The following is a 19,919-nucleotide window of genomic DNA, read 5'->3' on the forward strand; positions in this document are numbered from 1 at the left end:
GTGAGCGGATGACTGCCGCTGGACCAAGGCAGCAGGAACCTCGCCGTAGTGTGGTTGTTTGGCTTGGTCCATCCGCCACCTTCGTAACCGGTCCAGCCCCGCACCGGTTAGAGCCGCTCCAGCGTTTACGTCAACAGCGCGGCGGGTGGGTAAGTCAACTAGCGCTGATGGACGGCGCGGGGCACCTGATCGCAGTCAATTAGAAAGCACCATGGCTAGGCTGACGAACCTCAAGCCACGTCTGGGGCAGGCAGGTCAGCGGCTGCGGCCCGCCGATCAGAGCCGGGACGCCCGGCGCTCGGCCGAGATCCCTTGGCGGGCCTGGTACAAGACCAAGCGCTGGCAGCGCCTACGATGGGAGTGCCTGGTCCGGGACGGCTTCACCTGCCGCCTGTGCGGACACCTGGAGAGCAACACTTCGCAGCTGGTTGCCGACCATAAGGTGCCGCATCGGGGCGATCCGGACCTGTTCTGGAGCTTCAGCAACCTGCAGTGCCTATGCAGGGCGTGCCACGACAGCTCCAAGCAACGTGAGGAGCGCAAGCCAGTCGGGATTCGGACCGGCTAACCTAAGGCTTGCGCTCTTACGTGTGTCTCAGTGCAGCAGCACGGGCCAGAAGCTGAGGACAGCTAAAGCAACCCACGGCGCCGCCCCAATGCTCAAGGCCAAGACAACCCAGGTTCCTGTCGTAAACTGCGGCAAGCGAACTAGACGGCGAGGCCGTATAGAATTGTTGGACATGGCTGTGTCCTGCGCTTTGCTGGCGGGAGCACGGTCGTGTCTCTCAGTCGTCGACCGCCAAAAACGTCACGACGATGAGCTTAGGTTAACAGCCCAAGGCTCAAGGGTCCAACGAGGTCGTGTGCCAAGCCGGTGAGTCGGTCATTTCGTGCCGTACCAGACTAGCAGGGCACAAAGACATGCGATGCTCAGGATGAGCAGGAGTGGCCGTCCAGACAGCTGGGCCAGCAGATCAGAGACCAGCATCGGGATCTCGTCGGCAGCAGTGCGGTAAAGGGATAACACGTCGGGCTTGACGTCAGTTTCTGGCGCCTCGGTCCCGGGGGGGAGGGTCAAAGCCCAAGACCACTGGGGGCGGGAGACCCGCGGGGGCATCATTCGGAGATTTTTTTCGTGTCGGACGAGATTTCGGGCCCCAAGGCCAAGCGGGGCCGTGGCCAGCCGCCGTTCGAGCCGACCGAGGCCGATTTTGACAAGGTGCACATGCTCTTGGCCCTGGACTGGACCAACGAGCAGATTGCCAACGCGCTGGGCATCTCGCAGCCCACGCTGCGCAAATACTTTTCAGCCCAGATCCGGGAGCGCGACCGCATGCGGGACCGGGTCGAGGGCGAGCGCTTGGCCAGCCTTTACGCCTCGGCCAAGGCCGGCCGCATCACCGCGATCCGCGAGCTGGGCCGCGTGCTGGGCTCGGACGAGGCGGCCCATGAGGCGGCGCTGAACCGCGCGGCCTCGAGGCCAGCGGCCGACAAAGCCGCGAAGCTCGGCAAGAAGGAAGCCAACCGGGTGGCTGCGCTCGATGCGGAGGAAGAGCTGGCGCGCCTGTACAGCGGCACGATGAACTGATGCCCTTCGACTTCTCGGTCCCGGACTGGGAGGACAAGCTCCGGTCGGGACAAACGCCGATCCCGCAGCTGCCGATCAACGCCGAACGCGCGGCCAAGGCGGTCCGGATCTTCAACGAGCTGCGCTTGCCCGACGTGCCCGGGCAGCCGAAGCTTGAGGACGCGGCGGGCGAGTGGTTCCGCGACCTGGTCCGAATGGCCTTCGCGGCCGAGGATCCGGAGACGCTGGAGCCGCTAATCAACGAGGTGTTCTGCCTCGTGCCCAAGAAGAACTCGAAGACCACCTACAGCGCGGCGCTGGGGCTGACCGCCCTGCAGCTCTGGGATCTGCCCAACGCCCAGATGCTGATCCTAGGCCCGACCCAGAACGTCGCGAACCGGTGCTTCGATCAGGCCGCCGGGATGATCAAGGCCAACCCCAAGCTGGCGGCGATCTTCCATGTGGCCGAGCACCTGAAGACGATCACCCGGATCAAGACCGGGGCCACGCTGCAGGTGAAGACTTTCGACCTGAACGTGGTGACCGGCGAGATCCCGGCGCTGACGATCATCGACGAGCTGCACGTCGTGGCGGCCAAGGCTTACGCCGAGCGGGTCATCGCGCAGATCACCGGGGGCATGATCACCAACCCGGCGGCCCTCCTGGTCTACATCACGACCCAGAGCGACACCGAACCGCAGGGGGCCTTCAAGACCAAGCTCGATTACGCCCGCAAGGTCAGGGATGGCGAGGTGAGGGAGGGCGTCCGGCTCCTCCCGATCCTTTATGAGTTCCCGCCCGACCTTCAGGCGGACGAAAGCAAGCCGTGGCACAACCCGGACCTCTGGCCGATGGTCCTGCCGAACCTCGGCCTCTCGGTCCGGCCAAAGCTGCTCTACGACCTTTTTCTCAAGGCCAAGGAGGAGGGACCCGACGCCGAGATCGTCTGGGCGTCTCAGCACCTGAACATCCAGATCGGGCAGGGGATCAAGGGCGAGTCCTGGCCGGGTGTGGTGCACTGGGCCAAGAACGCGCTGGACGGGCTCGACCTCCAGACGCTGCTGGATCGCTCCGAGGTGTGCACGATCGGTGTGGACTGGGGCGGGGCGGACGACCTGGCCAGCCTGGTCGTGCTGGGCCGGGCGCGGGGCACGAAGGAATGGCTGGCTTGGTCCCGCTCCTGGGCCCGGCCGACCGTTTTCGAGCAGCGCAAGAAGATCGCCGCGCGGTTGCGGGACTTCGAGGCTGACGGGGATCTCCGGATCGTCGAGACGCCCGACCAGCAGGCCCGCGAGGCCGCCGAGATCTGCCGCCTCGTCGCCGATGCCGGGCTCCTGCCTGCCGAGAGCGGCATCGGTCTCGACAGCGCCGGTGTGGCGCTCCTGGTCGACGAGCTCGAGGCGCAGGGCCTGGTTCAGCCGCAGGTCGTGGCCGTGGCTCAGGGCTGGAAGCTGCAGACGGCGGTGTCGACGCTGCCGCTCAAGCTCGAGGCCGGACGGCTGCGCCACGCCGGCCAGCGGATCATGGGCTGGGCCGTGGGCAACGCCAAGCAGGAGCTGCGGGGCAGCAACTACGTGGTGACCAAGCAGGCCGCCGGCGCGGCCAAGATCGACCCGGTCATGGCCCTCTTCGACGCGGCCATGCTGATGTTCCAGAACCCGCAGGCGGCGCCTGTGGCCGACGTGATGGGCATGATCGCCTGAAAGGATCCTCCGATGACCATCGTCCGCAAGACCGAGACCGCGGAGGTCTCGGACGACCTGACCTTTGTGTTGAGCGACGGCACCGTGGACCGCTACGGCGATGTGATCGAGCCCGAAGGCTGGGACCTGCGCTGGTTCAAGCGCAACCCCATCGCCCTTTTCGGCCACGACAACGCCTTCCCGATCGGGAACTGGGCCAATGTCCGGATCGAAAGCGGGAAGCTCCTGGGCCAACTGAAGCTGGCCGACGAAGGTACGTCCGACCGTATCGACGAGCTGATCCGCCTGGTTCGCCAGAAGATCCTCAAGGCCGTGTCGGTGGGCTTCAAACCCATCGAGTACGAGCCCTTGGCCAACGGCAAGGGCGGCCTCCGGTATTTGAAGCAGGAGCTCCTGGAGACCTCGCTTGTGACCATCCCCGCGAACCCGGCGGCCTTGGCTGTCGCCCGGGCGCTGCACATCTCCGACGACACCATGCGTCTAGCCTTCGGCGAGCAAGCCATTCGGGGCGTGGGGCAGGGTCGCGGCACCAACGGCGTGAATGCCGCCACCTCTCCCTCTCAAGGAACCCAGACCATGACTTTGGCTGAACGCATCAAGGCGCTTCAGGACGGCATCGTGCAGAAGCGCGACCAGCTCCTGCAGCTGAACCAGGCGCAGGACCTCGACCTCGACGCCATCGACGAACTTAACGACCAGATCGAGACCGACGAGAAGGCCCTGGCTGGTCTGAAGCGATCCGAGCAGAACCTGGCCGCCCGAGCCGCCGCTGTGCCCAACTCCGGCACCGGGGCCGTGGCGCCGTCCGTTCCGGCCCAGGCGCGCCGCCCACTGGGCCTGCACATCGGCGAGCGCAAGCCGGTCGATCTGTTCTTCCGCGCGGCCGCCTGCCAGATCCATGCCGCCATGACGGGCAAGGACGCCGACGAGGTCCGCCGACTCCGCTACGGCGACGACGAAGGGACCGCCATGCTGGTCCGTGCCGCGGTCGCCGGAGCGACCACTGGAGCGGCCGGCTGGGCGGCCGAACTGGTCAACACCGTCATGACCGACTTCCTGGAAACCCTGCGGCCTGCGTCGATCTACCCCGAACTCGCGGCGGCGGGAGGCGGGCGGCTGAACTTCGGCCCGAACCAGGGCGCGGTAAAGGTCCCGGCACGCACCGCGACCCCGTCGATCGGCGGATCCTTCGTGGGCGAAGGCTCGCCCATCCCGGTCCGTCGTCTGGGGCTGACCTCGCAGACCCTGGGGCCTAAGAAGATGGGCGTCATCTCGGTGTTCTCGCGGGAGATCGCCAAGTACAGCAACCCCGCCATTGAGGCGCTGCTGCGCCGCGAGATCACGGCCGACACCGCCATCACGCTCGACAGCGTGCTGCTCGACGCCAACCCGGCTACGGCGGTGCGGCCGGCGGGGCTCCTGAATGGTGTGACCCCTCTGACGGCCACTGCGGGCGGTGGGGCGGCGGCGGTGCTGGGCGACATCCGCAAGCTGCGGGCGCCGTTCGACGCCGTGGGCGCGGGGCAGGGGCTGCGCCTCCTGATGTCGGAAGGCCAGCTCGAGTCCCTGCAACTGACCCCTGGGCCCGACGGCACGCTGGGCTGGGCGCAGGGCATCATCGACCGCTACGATCCGATCACCTCCTCGGCGATCGCGTCGGGAACGCTGGTCATGGTGCGCGCCGCCGATTTCGTGACCGTCACGGGGGATGCGCCGGAGTTCGACCTGTCCGAGGAGACGGTGCTCCACATGGAAGACACGAGCCCGGCGCAGATCGGCGCGACTGGGACGCCCAACGTCGTGGCGGCCCCGGTGCAGTCGATGTTCCAGACGGCGCAAACGGCCATCCGCATGCTGATGGACGTGAACTGGGCCATGGTCCGGACCGGCATGGTCCAGACGATCACCGGCGCGACCTGGTAAGGGCCGCGGCCCTTCGATGGCGGCGGCTTCGGCCGCCGCATCTCCCTTCAACTCGTGAGGAGGCATCATGGCGACCAAGCAGACTGACACCGCTGCCGCGGACACGAACGCTCCCAAGGATCAGACCGTCGACCAAGCGGTCGACCAGGCGATCACGGACGGCGCGGCGGCCACCGAGGAGGCCCGCAAGCGCGACGAGGAAACCCTCCGCCAGCAGGAGGACTCCCAGCCGTATCCGTCGCAGGAGCAGGCAGACGCCCTCAAGTCGGCCGTGGCCGGCGGGGGCCTTCCCTACGCCACGCGCGATGCCAAGGCCAAGTAAGCTGTGGGCTGGCTCTCTGCCCTCTTCCGTCCCTCGGCCGCGAAAGCCGCCGAGGGCGAGTTCCGTGAAGGACCTTACGTCTTGTCGAGCGGCTGGCTGCCCCGCGGAACGCCGTGGAACTTCTGGCAGATGGGCCAAAACCCTAGGGCGCTGACCACAACGGGAGCAATGGTCGAGGCCTGCGTGTCGGCTTATGCCGAAACGGCGGCCATGTGCCAGGGCGACCACTGGCGCAAGCTCGAGAACGGCGGGCGCGAGCGAGTCACCACCTCGGCACTCGCGCGGATCCTGCTTCAGCCAAACGACTATCAAAGCTGGTCTGATCTGGTCCTGAACCTGGTCTGGCAGCTGTATGGCGAGGGCGAGGCGTTCGCGTTGGCGCTCCGCAACAACCGCGCGGAGATCTCCGAGCTCCACCTGATGCGGACGGCCGAGTGCCGCGCTCTGGTCGCAGAGGACGGATCGATCTTCTACGACCTCTGCGGCAACGAGATCATCGAGCGGCGCCTGATGGCTGCGGGGCTCGACGGGGCCCTCGTCGTGCCGGCCCGAGACGTCCTGCACGTTCGACTGAAGACGCCGCGTCACCCGCTCAAGGGCGAGTCGCCCATCATGGCGGCGGCGCTGGACGTCGCAGCGCACAACGTCGCGCTGCAGCAGCAGATCGCCTTCTTCACCAACCGGTCCCGGCCGTCGTTCGTCCTGACCACCGACGAGAAGCTGAATCCCGAGCAGACCCGCGACCTGCGCGCCCGCTGGGAGGAGCAGTCCCAAGGGCTGAACGAGGGCGGCACGCCGGTCCTGGCCTGGGGTGTGAAGCCGCATCCGATTGGCAGCAGCGCGGCCGACGCACAGTTGTCCGAGACCATGAAGATGAGCGAGGAGAACATCGCGCTGGCCTTCCGTGTGCCGCTCCAGCTCTTCGGCAAGGGGGCAGGGCAGGTCGGCTCGACCGAGACGCTCATGAATATGTGGCTGTCCAGCGGGCTCGGCTTCTGCCTCAATCACATCGAGCAGGCGTTCGACCGGCTGTTCGGTCTCAAAGGTGCCCCCTACGAGTATCTGGAGCTCAACACCTCCATCCTGCTTCGATCCAACTTCCGCGAGCGCATCGAAGGGCTTTCCCGCGGCGTCATCTCCGGGATCTATGCCCCGGACGAGGCGCGCGACTCCGAGGACCTGCCGGCGGTGAAGGGCGGCCACGGCGTCATGCCGCGCGTGCAGCAGCAGGTCGTGCCGCTGGACTGGCACGACAAGCAACCCGCGCCGACGCCGACCCCTACGCCACAACTTCCGGCCCCCGGGGCCGAGCCCGACGAGGAGCCGGACGAGGATGCCGAGCGCAACAGCCCCGATGCCATTTTCCGGCGCCTCCATGACCCTGACACGCTCGTACACTGAGGCGCTCGAACGTGCGCTGGCCCGCATCGTCGCGGATGGGCAGCGGCAGATTGAAACCCAGCGGCTCCAGTCCGACGCGGTGCTGGCCCAGCTGCAGGCGCGGGTGGCCGAGGCAGAGGCGCGCAGCTCGGCGCTCGAAGCCGAGCTGACCCGTCGCACGGACGAGCGGCTAGGGCAGGCGCTGGCCGGCTTTGGCCAGAACATTGACGCGCGGATCGAGGCGGCTGGGGAACGGGTGAGTGAGGCGCTGGCCGACCTTCCGTCCACGCCGGACCTGTCGGGCTTCGTTCGAGAGGAGGAGCTCGCTGCGCTGGCTGAGCAGGTCGACGCCGTCGCACGGTCGGTCGACCAGATGCCGCCCCCCGATCTCGCTGGGCTGGCTCGTGTCGAGGACCTCGAGGCGGTTCGCGCGGCGATCCCGGCGATGCCCCCCGCGCCGGATCTGTCGGGCTTCGTGGAAGGAAGCGCCCTTGCAGCGCTGGAGGAGCGCCTGTCCCGCCTCGAGGGCACGCCGCAGCCCAAGGACTGGTCCGAGGACCTCCTCGCTCTCAGGGCCGATCTGGCGGCCCGAACAGAGGCGATTTGGGCTGCCATCCCGGAGGTGGCGTCGGCACCCGATCTGTCAGGTTATGTGCAAGAGTCCGCCCTTCAAACCCTCAAGGATCGCGTGGTCCATCTCGAGGAAGCTCCAGAGCCCCGGGACTGGACAAAGGACCTTCACGCTCTCCGCGACGGTCTGACGGCCGAGGTTGATGCTATTCGAGCAGCAATCCCGTCGACGCCGGATCTGTCCGGCTTCGTGCGAGAGGTTGAACTGATGGCCTATGCCAGCGTCGAGCATGTGCAGGGCGCGATCCGGACGGCTGCCGAGGCCTTCGGTGCGGCCATTGAGCGGACCAATGACCGCATCGACGCCTTGCAGGGTGTCGTCCGCGACATGGGGGACAGTTCGGCCGAGATCACCCGCGACCTGGTCGAGGGGATCCGATCTGAGGTGAGGGAGCGTCTGTCCCGCCATCCGGGCCGGCTGCCTGTCTGTCGCGACTGGGAGGACCGGGTCCACTACGCGGGCGAGCTCGTGCGGCACGAAGGCTCGACTTGGCAAGCGGAGCGGGACACCGGACGGGCGCCGCCGCACGCGGACTGGATCTGCATTGCCTCGGCGGGCGCCCCAGGCGAGCGCGGCGCTAGCTTCACCGTTCGGGGCACCTATGATCCGGGCACCACTTACGCCGCTCTCGACGTGGTGGCGCTGGACGGCTCCAGCTTCGTCGCACGTAAGGACGAGCCCGGACCTTGCCCGGGCGCCGGGTGGCAGCTGCTCGCCAGCCGAGGCAGCAAGGGCCGCGCCGCAGACGGGCTCAAGGGTGATCCTGGCGCCGGCGTGGTGGGCGTCAGCGTCAGCGCAGAGGGCCTCCTGATCCTGGCCCTCAGCGACGGCACCACCGTCGAGGCCGACCTCTATCCCCTGCTGTCAAAGGTGTCGCGATGACTGTCCGCAGTTGGCGCGTGACTGAGCCCGAACCTGCCATCACGCTCGAGAACGCAAAGCGGGCGATCCGGGCGACCGACGACGAGGATCCGCTGATCCTGAGCCTGATCGCCGCGGCATCCGAGCGGGTCGAGATCCTGACCGGCCGCGCCTTCGGGCCGCAAACCTGGGAGGTGATCTCGGCGGGCTTCCCCTCGGGCGGCATTGAATATGAATGGGGCCCGCTGGTGAGCGTGACGTCGATCGAGTACCTGCGCGCGGACGGCACAACTGGCTCGGTGCCGCTCGATGACCTCGATGTCGTGGAAGCCTCTGACTGCGGCTTCGTCCGGACACTGTCGACCTGGCCCGCCGCCCGGACGTCGGCGAATGCGGTCCGTATGCGCTATGTCGCCGGCCGAGGCTGGACGGACACGACCAGGCAAGCGGTCCGCCTTCTCGTGGGCCACTGGTTCAAGAACCGCGAAGCGGTCGGAGACGCGCAGGCGGAACTGCCGCTGGGCGCCTCGGCCCTCATCGCGAGCGTTCGGAGGATCGCCGTATGAATGCGGGCGATCTCGACCGCCGCGTCCAGTTTCGGCGCGCGACCCTCACCGACAACGGCCTGAACCAGACCGAAGGCTTTGCCGACCACGGCAGCCCGGTCTGGGCGGCCAAGCGGGACGTCTCGGACGGGGAGAAGTGGGGGGCAGGGCAGGTGAACGCCTCAATCCTGTCCCGCTTCCAGGTCCGCGCCTCCTCCTTCACGCGCGGGCTCACGGCCAAGGACCGGCTGGTCTGCGACGGTCGGGAGTACGGCATCATCGGCCTCAAGGAGCTCGGCCGGGACGGCATCGAGATCACGGCACAGGCGGAGGCTGACTGATGGCCCGGGGCGGCTTCCGAGTCGACGGCGCCTCCGACCTCAAGGCGCAGTTGGACCGGCTGCGGCGAGGGGCGGGACGCGCGGCGCTAGAACGGGCGGGCACCTCGGCCATGGAGCCCATGGCGCGACTTGCGCGGCAACTCGCGCCGAAGGACACGCACGAGCTGGCCGAGAGCATCGACGTGGGCACCGAGGTGCGCGACGAGGAGATCGGACGCTTCGCCTACCGGCTTGTCATGGGCGGGGGTGGCAGCCGGGAGCAGGCGCTTGCCGCCATGCGGGACGCCCGCCGGGCAGCTGGAGGGGCCGCGCGCAATGTCTATGTCGACGTCTTCATGGGACCGGTCGCCGGCCGGGATGTGCAGGACGTCATCAAAGGAGTCGTGCAGGAGTTCGGCAGCGAAACGCGCGAGCCTCAGCCCTACATGCGGCCCGCGTTCGACCAGGACAGCGAGGCCCTCCTGGAGCGTCTTCGCAAAGACCTGTGGTTCGAGATCCTGTCCGCCATCGAGAACGCCGCCCGGCGCGGCACGCTGAAGGGCTGACATGGAAGAACAGCTTCGGGCGCTGCTGACCGGGTCGGCGGCGATCACCGCCCTGGTCCCCGCGGGCCGGATCAACTGGATCGCCCACCCGCAGGGGCAGCCCTGGCCCGGGATCGTCCTGCATCTGATCAACCGGAACGGCGACCACACCTTGGACGGGCCGAGCGGCATCGGCCCGGCCCGGGTTCAGGTGGATTGCTGGGCTAGGAATTACCTGCAGGCCAAGCAGATCGGTCGCGCTGTGGAGTCGGTTCTCGACGGCTACCACGGCGGACCGTTCATGGGCGTCTTTCTCGCCGGAGTGCGAGACGGGCGCGAGGGCGCAGATACAGCGGACCGGCCCTTCCGCTCTTCCTTGGACTTCATCGTCCGTCACCGCAGCAACTAGGAGGCCCAAGATGGCCAGCAATGCAATCCTGGCCCTGGGGGCCACCGTGGAGTTCTCCCGGACCGGCACCACGGGCTGGGTCAAGGTGCCCGAGGCAATCGGCATCGCGATCCCGTCGGTCGAGAAGTCCTGGATCGACGTCACCAACTTGGACAGCCAAGGCTACCATGAGTACGTCCCTGGCCTGAAGGACGCCGGCGAGCGCGCCGTTCCCTGCAACTACACCTCGGACGGCTATGAGGACCTGATCGCCGAGGAGGTCTGGTCCGAGACGAACGGGCCCCTCTACTTCCGCACGACGCTCCGGCCGGCCCCCGGCCAGTCCACGGGCGACGTGTTCGAGTTCCGGGCCTATCCCTCGGTTTCCGTCGACGACGCCACTGATCCCGAGGCCAAGCTCACCATGACCCTGAGCCTGCGGGCCACCGGCGCGCCCGAGTGGACCCGCGGCGCGGCGGTCGCACCCTGAGGAGGGCTGGCATGAACAGCATGCGAGGTGCCGTTCCCTTCGAGGTGGACGGCGAGAGCTACTATCTGCGCGTGACCACGAACGCGCAGGTGGCCTATGAGGACGTCGCCAAGGAGACGGTCGACGACGCGGTGGTCGCGCTGATGGAATGCGCCCGGGATGCGGCCCAAGGCATGAAGGTCCCGCCCCAGACCCGGCGTGTCCGCTCGCTCTTCTGGGCCAGCCTGAGCCATCACAAGCTCAGCGAAGAGCGGGTCGGGGACATCATCGACGCCATCGGCATGCCCCAGGCCATGTCGCTACTCGGGCAGGCCGTCACGGCGGCCATGCCTGAGGCGTCCAAAGGGGACATCCCCTCGGGAAACGCGCTCGAGGGGACGCCGAGCCCGCAGGCGCAAGACGCCGCCTGATCGACGTCCTGCTCGACCAGTGGCTCGCCGCTGGTCGGGAGTACCTGCTGTTCTGGGATCTGACGGTGCGGGAGATCGTCCGCATTCTGGAGGGAGACCGGGCTCGGCTCACTCGGGAATGGGACGAGGCGCGGTCACTGAACTATGAGCTGACGGCGCTGCACTACTACGCCGTGAACGACCCCAAGAACATGCCGAAGTTCGTGCCCTCGACCGAGAAGGCCAAGTCAGACCCGGCCCGCGTGGCCGAGGTTGCGAACATCCGGGCGCGGGGCAACCTGATCCGGGAGGCGCTTCGGGCGAAGGCACGGAAGAAGTAGGACGGCTCCGAGCGGGGCCGTCGTTCATTCCTGCTCAGCGAAAGACTCTGGCGGAATGGCGATAGAGTAGCGGCAATTCTCAACGATCTGATCTGCCGATGTTCCGAATTCTCGGATCAGAGGGGCGCGGAGACCTTCATCCCAAGCAGCGACCCTCGCTCGGCACTCCACCAAGTGCTGTTGCACGCGCTCGTTGGCTTCTAACCGGCTCAGTCGTGCTTCTCGCTCCATAACTGCCGCTTGCTCTTGAGCGGCCGCCCACTCCGTCCAGCCCCACCAGCCGGTTGCGGCCAGCACGGCCACGCAGGTCGCGGCCACCAGCGTCTTCAACCACGTATCCACGTCTTCCTCCGGCCCGATCCGAAGGGAGATGTGATCCTTCGCCCCCACGAGGACAAGCGCCATGACCGCAACTGTCATCGGTAGCCTGCGGGCTCACCTTGGCTTGGACTCGTCCGAGTACCACGCAGGTGTCAGCGAGGCTGAGAAGGCGACCGATCGGCTTCTGGGTGGCTTCACCCGCATCGAGCGCGGGTATGACAAGCTCCTGGCGTCCTCGGTTTCGGCGGACCGGGCCATTGGCGACCTGGGCGCGGCCATGCAGCGCAACGTGGCTGCCTTCGCCGGGATCAGGAGTGCCGCCAGCAGCGCCGCTGACTCGGCCAGTGCCTTCCTGGAGGCCTTCGACCAGGCTGACAAGGTCGACCGGCTACGGGCTACCCTGGACCCACTCTATGCGGCCAGCTCGCGCTATGAAGTGGTCGTCGGGGATGTCACCCGCGCCGTGGCCCTGGGGTCGATCTCGCAGAGCGAGGCCAACCGCCTGATGGCTCTGGCCGAGGAGCGCTATCTCGGGGCTGCCCGCGCGGCTCAGGAGACCGCGACGGCCACCCAGCAGAGCATCGCCGCGGTGACGGGCGTCGGGCGGGAGTTCGGCTCGGCTGCCGAGAGCGCGAGAGCCTTTGCCCAGGCGATGGACGCCGGCGACGAGGTGTCCCGGCTCCGCGCCTCGCTCGATCCGCTCTATGCGGCGACCAAGCGGTACGAGGCCGAAGTCGAAGCCGTGCGCCGCGCGGTCAATCTCGGGGCCGTCTCGCAGAAGGATGCCAACGCCGTCCTCGGTTTGGCCAAGCAGCGGTTCGATACCGCCGCCTCGGCCGCCCGGGCCTTCGATGCCGCCCAGGACGCGACCGTCAACAACACGGGCAAGATCGGCAGCCAGGTCCAAAACATCAGCTACCAGCTGCAGGACTTTGCCGTTCAGGTGTCCGCAGGCACCTCAGCCACTCAGGCGTTGGGTCAGCAGCTGCCGCAGCTCCTGGGCGGATTCGGCGCGCTTGGTGCGGCCATCGGCCTTGCCGCCGCGGTCGTGGTGCCCCTGGCGGGTTCCTTCCTCACCGTGAGCGAAGAGGCGGAAACGGCGGAGGATGCCCTCGACGAGTTCAAGGGCTCACTCTCCGAATTCGATCGCTACTCGACTATCGCACAAAGCTCGCTTGTCGACCTGCGTGAGGAGTACGGCCGGTTCGCCTACCAGGTCCGCGAGAACGCAAGAGACATGGCTCGGACCTCGTTCGAGCAGGGTATTCAGGGCCTGACTGCGGCATTCGAGCCGATCCGAGCGGGCGCTCGAGAGGCGATCGAGGCTTACCAAGCCCTCCAGGAAGCCAGAGCCAACTTCGAAGCCAACACGACCGACGCCTTCCCCGAAACTTCGGAGCAGCTCCTGCAGATGCAGGAGACCTTGGCCATCTTCGAGGATCAGGCCAATAGCGCTGCCGCCGCGATCGGGCTGATGCCTGATCAGGTCGAGCAGCTCGCCACCGCCTTCAACCAGGTCAAGGTTGCGGAAGACCTCGAGGAAGGCGGGCGTCGAGCTCAAGAGCTGCTGGATCTAATCGACCAGATGTACCCGGTGGGAGTCCGCCTTCCCAACGTCCTGGCCGAGATGAAAGCCCACCTCACGGAGATGGTCGGCGTCACCTCTCGAGCACAGACAGAGGCCGAGAAGCTCAGCCTGACCCTTGAGGGCGGAATCCTCGCGGCGGGCGGCCTGGCGGATGCTGTTGGCGTCATCGGCGGAGCCTTCGCTCCCGCCATCTCGGCCGCGAGCACCTTGGCGGCCATGCTCGACGCCATCATGGGGCGGATCAGCGCCGCCGCATCGGCCTTGTCCCGTCTGGGGACCATGGGCGCGGTGGCGGGGCAGGCCATCAGTGCCGTCCAGTCGGTCGGTGGCTTCCTCAGCAATTTGGCCGGCGGGGCCGGCGATGCCGCAGCCCGGGGCCTCGACACCGCAACCGACAACCTCCGCGATCTCTGGGACGAGGCCAAGACAGGCACGACCACGATCGACGAGCTGCGCGCCTCCCTGGCCGACACCTTCGACACCGGACGGAGCGGGGGTGGCGGTGGGGCAGGGAGCGTCGTCAGCGGCGCTCAGGCCATCAAGGCGTCTCTCCAAGGCATCCTCGAAGGGCTCACGCCAGCCCAGCGCGGGGCTCTGGCCTTCCAGGACGTCCTGGTCGAGGCGGGCTACACCGCCGAAGATCTGGGCAAGGCCAAGGCGCAGACGCTCGTTCGGGGGATCGACGGCATCAGCAACGCCTTCGGGGAGTTCATCTCGGGCGGGCTGCGCGACTTCAAGGGCTTCGTCTCGTCCACCCTCGACAGCTTCAAGGGCATGCTCGCCCAGATGATCGCCACGGCGGCGAAGAACCGGATCATGCTCAGCATGGGCTTCGGGACGGCGGGCACCGGGGCCATGGCCGGCGGGATCGGTCAGGCCATCCCGGGAGCGGCAGCAGGCGGCCCCATGGCGGGCATTGGCGCGGCTCTCGGCACCATCGAGGGCGGGCTCTGGTCCGGAGCCTCGTCAGTGGTCGGAGGGCTGTTTTCGGGCGGTCTGGCCGGCGCTGGGTCGGCCCTCTCGTCGGCCATCGGGGGCGCCACCGCTGGCCTGGGCGGGCTCGCCACGGCGATCGGCGCCGTCGCGGTGCCTGTGGCCGCAGCGGTCGCGGTGTTCTCGGCCTTCCGCAAGAAGACCGAGGTCGTGGACAAGGGCCTTTACGCGTTCATGAAGAACATGGACGCGCTGGTCTGGACCTTCGAGGAGACCAAGACCAGCCGCCTGTTCGGCCTGATCAAGGGCGGTGGCACGGACTATGACCGCGCGGACGACGAGACGGCCCGGCCCATCCAGAAAGCCTACAGCCAGGTCTATCAGTCGATCGCCGCGATGGCGGATCAGCTGGGCGTCGGCGCCAAGGCGTTCCGGGGCTTCACGACCGACTTCCAGGTGTCGCTCAAGGGGCTCACCGAGGAGCAGGCCCAGGAGGCGATCGCCAAGGAGTTCGCACGGATCTCGGACCAGCTCGCGAAGACGGCGGGCGTGTCCCGGCGCTTCGTCCGCGAGGGCGAGACGGCGACCCAGGCGCTGTCGCGGATGACCACGAACCTGGCCGCCGCCAATGGGGCGTTCAAGGCGTTCGGCTTTGCGGCCTTCGACGCCTCCATCAAGGGCGCAGATGCGGCCTCGCGCTTCGTGGAGTCGTTCGGCAGCGTCGAGGCCTTCGCCCAAGCGACCGATGCGTACTTCCAGAACTTCTACAGCTTGCCCGAGCGGGTGAAGGCGGCCAGCCGCCAGTTCGCGGACGCGATCCGCGACACGGGCCTGACGACCATCCCGCAGACCATCGGCCAATTCCGCCGGATGGTGGATGCGGCGATGTCCAAGGGGCAGACGGGGCGGGCAGCGGACCTCATCGCCCTGGCGGACGACTTCAAGGCTCTATTGGATCTCCGCCAGGAGCTGGCGGACGCCGGCAAGGGTGGCGGAACCCCGGCCGAGCCCGTCGACCGCAGCCGCCTGGATGGCCTTTATCGCCAGCTCTTCGAACTGCAGGGCCGGACCCAGCGCCTGCGCGAGATGGACCTCAAGGGCATGAGCAAGGCCGAGCGCGCCATCCAGAAGCGGATCTGGGCGCTGCAGGACGAGCAGGCGGCGACCGAAAAGGCGGCCGCTGCGGCCAAGGCTCGGGCCGACGAGCGCAAGGGTCTGCAGGCGGAGTTGTGGAACCTGACTGGCAACACCGCAGCACTGCGCAAGGCTGAGCTTGCTGCGCTGGATCCAGCCAACCGCGCTCTGCAGAAGCGGATCTGGGCCCTGGAGGACGCGAAGACAGCCGAGGAGAAGGCCGCGGCCGCAGCGGATCGGGCGAAAGCCAAGGCCAAGGAGATCGCCGACGAGCGCGAAGGGCTCATGGAGCGGTACTACCAGGCCACCGGCAACACGGCGGCGCTGCAGGCCATGGAGCTCAAGGGCTACAACAAAAAGAACCGCGCGCTGGCTCGGTACGTCATGGGCCTGGAGGCCGCCCGCGAGGCGCTGGAGGCGCTCGATCCGCAGGACTTCGCCAACCGGCTGGCCTTCGACCGTGCGGCAAGCCGGGCTGCCAACACAACGGGAGCCCCGACCGGTGCAACGGGCGCTCCGCTGGCCGCGGTACCAACGGCTCCAACCATCAAGGATGACGCGGAGGTGCGCGAGCTGCGCCGGGCCGTGCAGCGCCTGGAAGAGCGTCTCATCGGGGTCATGGTGAAGGTCGAAGATCACACGGCTCGGGCGTACCAGACCCTGCGGAAGCTCGACCGTGAGGGCATCTCGGAGCGGGTGGCCTGATGTACGTTCTTCAGCCCATCACCGTCACAGAAGCTGTGCTGACCGCCAGCAACATCCCCGAGACCGACTATGCGACCTGGGCGTCGGGCACGACCTATGCGGCAGGCGCTCGGGTGGTGGCGCCCTCGCCGGCCGGGGTGAGCTACCCGCGGTCGATTTACGAGTCTGTGGCCGGGGGCAACCAGGGCACCAGCCCGGCCTCTTCGATCTTCCACAAGGAGAACAACCCTGCGGGCAAGTGGATCTGGGTGGGAGCCACGAACCGCTGGCGGGCCTTCGACGGCAACATCTCGGACCGGGTGATCGCAGCCGGGGACATCACCTTCACCCTGACGCTGCCCTCGCTCTGCACCGGGATCGCCTTCTTCAATCTGCGGGCCTCGTCGGTGACGGTGCAGATCCGCGACACGGCCGACGCGGTCATCTGGACCCGCACGCGGACCCTGACGAACACGGACGCGATCACCGACTGGTTCGAGTTCTTCACCTGGGAGCCGGATCTCGAGCCCGAGGCCATCTTCACCGGCCTGCCGGGCTACACCGGTTACAAGCTCGACATCACCCTGTCGGGGCTGAACAGCCGCGTGGGTGCCATCGCGCTGGGCAAGGTGACGCAGCTCGGAAAGCCTATGCCCGGGACCGAGATCGGCTTCGAGAGCTACAGCCGGAAGGAGCGGGACGACTTCGGCAACCCGATCCTGATCAAGCGTCCTTATGCGGACACGGTGACGTTCCAGTTTACCGTGCCGCTCACGGACCTGCGCCGGGTCAAGCGGGTGATCTCATCGCTCGAGTCGACGCCGGCGGTCTGGTTCGCCGGAGCCCATCTCACCTACCTCGGCGCCACGGTGTTCGGCTTCCCCACGGGGGGCCTTCGCGTGCCGATCTCGATCGAGGGGGTCCACTTCGCCAGCCTTGAACTCGAGGGCCTCACCTGATGCCGATCACCGCTCTACCCACGCCACCCAACACCGGGGATCCGGCGAACTTTGCACCGCAGGCCTCCGCTCTGCTGGGCGCGCTGCCGACCTTCGTGTCGGAAGCCAACGCCATGGCGGCCGCCTTCGGACCAGGCGCGCCCGTCTGCACCGTGGGTGGGACGGCCAACGCGGTCACGCTCACCAGCGGCATGAACATCAGCGCCCTTGTTGCGGGCCAGCGGGTGCTGTTCCGCCCGGCCGCGGCGAACACCGGCGGGGCGACGCTGAACCTCGACGGGCGAGGGGCCCGCACCGCCCGAACGATCACCGGGGCCGCTCTCCCGGCCGGCTACCTGCGATCGGGCGTGTTCACCGAGGCCATCTACGACGGCACCGACTGGATCGTGAACCGCCTGCCCGAGCGGGGCAGCAACGCGAATGGCGACTTCGTGCGTCATGCTGATGGCATCCTGCGCTGCCGCTTCAACATGAACACCTCAGACACCGGCGAGGTCACCTGGTCGTTTCCGGCGCTGTTCTCGACGACGGCCGGCCTGATCATTCAAGGGACCATCATTACCGCACTCGGGCCGGCTACCGTGGTCCTCGCGAACCTGACGACGTCCGGCGTCGGCGTGAACGGCTATGATGTGGGCGGCACCCGTCGGACCCGTGGCGTCAATCTTGCGGCAGAGGGGCCTTGGTACTGACATGCAGATCACCTTCACTCCGCAGGCCCGCCTGAGCCCCCTCCACTATGCCTGGTCCGGCGATGTGCTGACCGTGAACGGGTCGGCCTTCGACTTCAGCCAGCTGGCCGATGGCGACCGGCTGCCCCTGGTTGCGGTGTCCGGCGACTGGCTCCAGTCCGACATCGTGCGCGAGGACGGCGAGATCCGTTTCCGGGCGGCTGAGGCGAACACGGAGGAGGAGCCCGAACCTGCCGAGCCGGGCGTGATCGACTGGTCGATGCTCGAGACGGAAAGCAGCCGGACAGCGGCGGCGCTCGCAGCTTGGCGGTCCGGCGCATCCCTCACGGTCCTCGACTTCGCCGTGAACGCCATGAAGGCCGGCCATCTCAGCGAGGCCGACGCCGAGGCCTGGGTCACGCGGCAGGCGGTGCCGGGCGTGGTGCAGGCGGCGCTTGCCCAACTGCCGGAGGAGCAGCGCCCTGAGGCGCGCCTCCGGATCATGGGCACCCCCAGCGTCCACCGGATGAACCCGCTTGTGGCGCTGATAGCCGCGCATATGGGGCTCTCGGCCGAGCAGGTCGACGCGCTCTTCACGGAGGTGCCCGCATGATCATCCTGCGCACCTGGCGCGGCATCGCCGATCACTTTCCCGCCCGGGTCACCGAGTGGCTCATGATCTGGCCCGCGTTCGGCATGGGTCTCGCTCTGACCGGCCAGCCCGAAATGTTCCAAACCTCCCCGTCTTTTGCCGTCCTGGCGAGCTGGGCGGATGAGAGGACCTGGGCCACGCTGGTCCTGACCTGTGCCGCCGCCCGAGCCGTCGCCCTGGTGGTGAACGGCACCTTCGACGCCTTTCGGCACAGCCCCATCCTGCGCGGCATCTCCGCCCTCGTCGCCATCGTGTTCTGGTCGCAGTTCTGCCTCGGCCTGCTCATGGCGGCCGTCTATGCCGGCGGGTCCTGGTCGGGCCCCGTGATCTACAGCACGGCCGTGCTGGCCGAGATCATCAACGTGTTCCGCTCGTGGTCCGACGTCGGCCGCACCCGGCCGAGGTAAGGACCCGCGATGCTGGAATGGTTCAAGGACAGCACGACCTTCCAGAACACCATGAACGGGGTTCTGGCCGCCGCCACCGCGCTCGGCGTCATCTTCGGCCTGACGCGGAAGGGCGCACCGAAGGAAGCGGACGCCCCTCGGTCCCTTGAGGTCGTGGGCGAGATCATCAACCACAAGGAAGCCTCCGCCGTCATCGCGGCCTTGGACATGAACACCATGGCTCTGATGGACAAGAAGCGGGCGCTGGAGCGCAACGCCGACGCGCTGAACGAGCTTTCGGACCAGATGCTCAAGCTCGGCCGAGACGTCCGCGACCTGCGCGAGTCCATCAGGGACAACGACCAGGGCTGACCCCCTCACATCGGAGTACGTCCATGCTCACGCTGGCTCAGCTCGCGGCGGTCGCCGACCGCGAGCCGAACGACAACATGCGCGCGGTGCTTGCAGGTCTCGAGGCCGGAGGCGAACGCGCCGGGCTGAACGCCTGGCACCGGCTCGCGCAGTACGTGGCCCAGATCGCCCATGAGAGCGGCCGCTTCCAGTACGATCGGGAGATCTGGGGTCGCGACGGGGGCACCGCGGCCCAGAAGCGCTACGATACCCGGACCGACCTTGGGAACACGCCCGAGCAGGACGGCGACGGCTACCTGTTCCGGGGGCGAGGCCCCATCCAGATCACCGGCCGGACCAACTACCGGGCCTACCGGAACTGGTGTCGGCTCACGAACCCTCTGGCGCCCGACTTCGAGGCCTTCCCCGACTTCGTCCTAGCCGATCCATGGGAAGGGCTGGCGCCGATCTGGTACTGGTCGACGCGCGGGCTCAACGCCTACGCCGACCGCAATCACATCGAGACGATCACCAAGCGCATCAACGGCGGCCTGAACGGCTACGCCGACCGGCTCGCACTCTACACCCGGGCGGGGCTGGTGTTCCTGGGCTACGGCCCCGAGGATGTCCGCCGCTTCCAGGCCGACAAGGGCCTGAAGGCAGACGGCGATGCGGGGCCGCTCACCCGCGATGCGCTCCACCGCGACCTTACCGGCTTGGCCTTCGCCCCACCCGAGATCCCGCCCACCCCCGTCCTCCCTGCCCAATCCCCGGCCGAGCAGAAGCTCGCCCGGATCCGGGCCGTGCTGGATGAGCCGGCAGAGTGAGGGCTCAA

22 protein-coding genes are annotated in these 19,919 nt (G+C 67.8%); 21 read left to right on the forward strand and 1 reads right to left on the reverse strand.

The features are described 5' to 3' along the window. Positions 1–211 precede the first annotated feature (211 nt). From J3P31_RS00950 to J3P31_RS01015, 14 genes are all read left to right on the forward strand, one after another. Positions 212–568, forward strand: a complete 357-nt coding sequence (locus J3P31_RS00950; RefSeq protein ID WP_210526366.1) for an HNH endonuclease — start codon at positions 212–214, stop codon at positions 566–568. Between the two features lie 567 nt (positions 569–1,135). Further along, positions 1,136–1,588 carry a hypothetical protein gene (locus tag J3P31_RS00955; RefSeq protein ID WP_210526368.1) on the forward strand — a complete coding sequence of 151 codons (453 nt, stop codon included), beginning with the start codon at positions 1,136–1,138 and terminating at the stop codon, positions 1,586–1,588. Continuing rightward, positions 1,588–3,270: a terminase large subunit gene (locus J3P31_RS00960; protein ID WP_210526369.1), complete on the forward strand. Its 1,683-nt coding sequence runs from the start codon at positions 1,588–1,590 to the stop codon at positions 3,268–3,270. The genes J3P31_RS00955 and J3P31_RS00960 overlap by 1 nt, the downstream gene beginning before the upstream one ends. A 12-nt stretch (positions 3,271–3,282) precedes the next feature. Then, complete coding sequence (locus J3P31_RS00965) at positions 3,283–5,193, forward strand: HK97 family phage prohead protease (protein WP_210526370.1); 1,911 nt, start codon at positions 3,283–3,285, stop codon at positions 5,191–5,193. A gap of 67 nt (positions 5,194–5,260) precedes the next feature. Continuing rightward, a complete protein-coding gene (locus tag J3P31_RS00970; protein WP_210526371.1) occupies positions 5,261–5,515 on the forward strand; it encodes a hypothetical protein in 255 nt (84 codons plus the stop codon). A gap of 183 nt (positions 5,516–5,698) precedes the next feature. Continuing rightward, on the forward strand, positions 5,699–6,916 hold the full coding sequence (locus tag J3P31_RS00975) for a phage portal protein (protein WP_210526372.1): 1,218 nt from the start codon (positions 5,699–5,701) through the stop codon (positions 6,914–6,916). Beyond that, positions 6,891–8,408 (forward strand): ATP synthase subunit B family protein, encoded by a 1,518-nt coding sequence (locus tag J3P31_RS00980; RefSeq protein ID WP_210526373.1) that lies wholly within the window; start codon positions 6,891–6,893, stop codon positions 8,406–8,408. The genes J3P31_RS00975 and J3P31_RS00980 overlap by 26 nt, the downstream gene beginning before the upstream one ends. After that, entirely contained in the window at positions 8,405–8,953 is a 549-nt protein-coding gene (locus J3P31_RS00985; protein ID WP_210526374.1) for a head-tail connector protein, read from the forward strand. Before J3P31_RS00980 ends, J3P31_RS00985 begins: the two co-directional genes overlap by 4 nt. Next, the gene (locus J3P31_RS00990) at positions 8,950–9,273 is read left to right on the forward strand and encodes a head-tail adaptor protein (protein WP_210526376.1); all 324 of its coding nucleotides are present in this window, start codon (positions 8,950–8,952) and stop codon (positions 9,271–9,273) included. Before J3P31_RS00985 ends, J3P31_RS00990 begins: the two co-directional genes overlap by 4 nt. After that, positions 9,273–9,818, forward strand: a complete 546-nt coding sequence (locus J3P31_RS00995) for an HK97 gp10 family phage protein (RefSeq protein WP_210526378.1) — start codon at positions 9,273–9,275, stop codon at positions 9,816–9,818. Before J3P31_RS00990 ends, J3P31_RS00995 begins: the two co-directional genes overlap by 1 nt. A 1-nt stretch (position 9,819) precedes the next feature. Further along, positions 9,820–10,206: a DUF3168 domain-containing protein gene (locus tag J3P31_RS01000; protein WP_210526380.1), complete on the forward strand. Its 387-nt coding sequence runs from the start codon at positions 9,820–9,822 to the stop codon at positions 10,204–10,206. Positions 10,207–10,216: 10 nt separating this feature from the next. After that, the gene (locus J3P31_RS01005) at positions 10,217–10,675 is read left to right on the forward strand and encodes a phage tail protein (RefSeq protein ID WP_210526382.1); all 459 of its coding nucleotides are present in this window, start codon (positions 10,217–10,219) and stop codon (positions 10,673–10,675) included. Positions 10,676–10,686: 11 nt separating this feature from the next. After that, positions 10,687–11,085 carry a hypothetical protein gene (locus tag J3P31_RS01010; RefSeq protein WP_210526384.1) on the forward strand — a complete coding sequence of 133 codons (399 nt, stop codon included), beginning with the start codon at positions 10,687–10,689 and terminating at the stop codon, positions 11,083–11,085. 65 nt (positions 11,086–11,150) lie between these two features. Beyond that, positions 11,151–11,405 carry a hypothetical protein gene (locus tag J3P31_RS01015; RefSeq protein ID WP_368372993.1) on the forward strand — a complete coding sequence of 85 codons (255 nt, stop codon included), beginning with the start codon at positions 11,151–11,153 and terminating at the stop codon, positions 11,403–11,405. Between the two features lie 24 nt (positions 11,406–11,429). Here the strand turns inward: J3P31_RS01015 and J3P31_RS01020 are convergent, their stop codons facing one another. After that, positions 11,430–11,810, reverse strand: a complete 381-nt coding sequence (locus J3P31_RS01020; protein ID WP_210526386.1) for a hypothetical protein — start codon at positions 11,808–11,810, stop codon at positions 11,430–11,432. On the opposite strand from J3P31_RS01020, the gene J3P31_RS01025 reads away from it, so the two are divergent. Genes J3P31_RS01025 through J3P31_RS01055 form a run of 7 tightly spaced genes read left to right on the forward strand, consistent with a single transcriptional unit; the run spans position 11,809 to position 19,911 of the window. Then, positions 11,809–16,086, forward strand: a complete 4,278-nt coding sequence (locus J3P31_RS01025) for a hypothetical protein (protein WP_210526388.1) — start codon at positions 11,809–11,811, stop codon at positions 16,084–16,086. The two genes, J3P31_RS01020 and J3P31_RS01025, sit on opposite strands and share 2 nt — an antisense overlap. Next, positions 16,086–17,024 (forward strand): hypothetical protein, encoded by a 939-nt coding sequence (locus J3P31_RS01030; protein ID WP_210526390.1) that lies wholly within the window; start codon positions 16,086–16,088, stop codon positions 17,022–17,024. The genes J3P31_RS01025 and J3P31_RS01030 overlap by 1 nt, the downstream gene beginning before the upstream one ends. Continuing rightward, entirely contained in the window at positions 17,024–17,716 is a 693-nt protein-coding gene (locus tag J3P31_RS01035) for a hypothetical protein (RefSeq protein WP_210526392.1), read from the forward strand. Before J3P31_RS01030 ends, J3P31_RS01035 begins: the two co-directional genes overlap by 1 nt. A 1-nt stretch (position 17,717) precedes the next feature. Beyond that, positions 17,718–18,308, forward strand: coding sequence for a hypothetical protein (locus J3P31_RS01040; RefSeq protein WP_210526401.1), 591 nt, complete (start codon positions 17,718–17,720; stop codon positions 18,306–18,308). Further along, positions 18,305–18,754 carry a hypothetical protein gene (locus J3P31_RS01045; RefSeq protein WP_210526410.1) on the forward strand — a complete coding sequence of 150 codons (450 nt, stop codon included), beginning with the start codon at positions 18,305–18,307 and terminating at the stop codon, positions 18,752–18,754. Before J3P31_RS01040 ends, J3P31_RS01045 begins: the two co-directional genes overlap by 4 nt. Positions 18,755–18,763: 9 nt before the next feature. Beyond that, positions 18,764–19,105: a hypothetical protein gene (locus J3P31_RS01050; protein ID WP_210526412.1), complete on the forward strand. Its 342-nt coding sequence runs from the start codon at positions 18,764–18,766 to the stop codon at positions 19,103–19,105. Between the two features lie 23 nt (positions 19,106–19,128). Next, positions 19,129–19,911, forward strand: coding sequence for a peptidoglycan-binding protein (locus J3P31_RS01055; protein ID WP_210526414.1), 783 nt, complete (start codon positions 19,129–19,131; stop codon positions 19,909–19,911). Positions 19,912–19,919: the final 8 nt, after the last annotated feature.

Source organism: Rubellimicrobium arenae, from assembly GCF_017916275.1.
Lineage (GTDB): Bacteria > Pseudomonadota > Alphaproteobacteria > Rhodobacterales > Rhodobacteraceae > Rubellimicrobium > Rubellimicrobium arenae.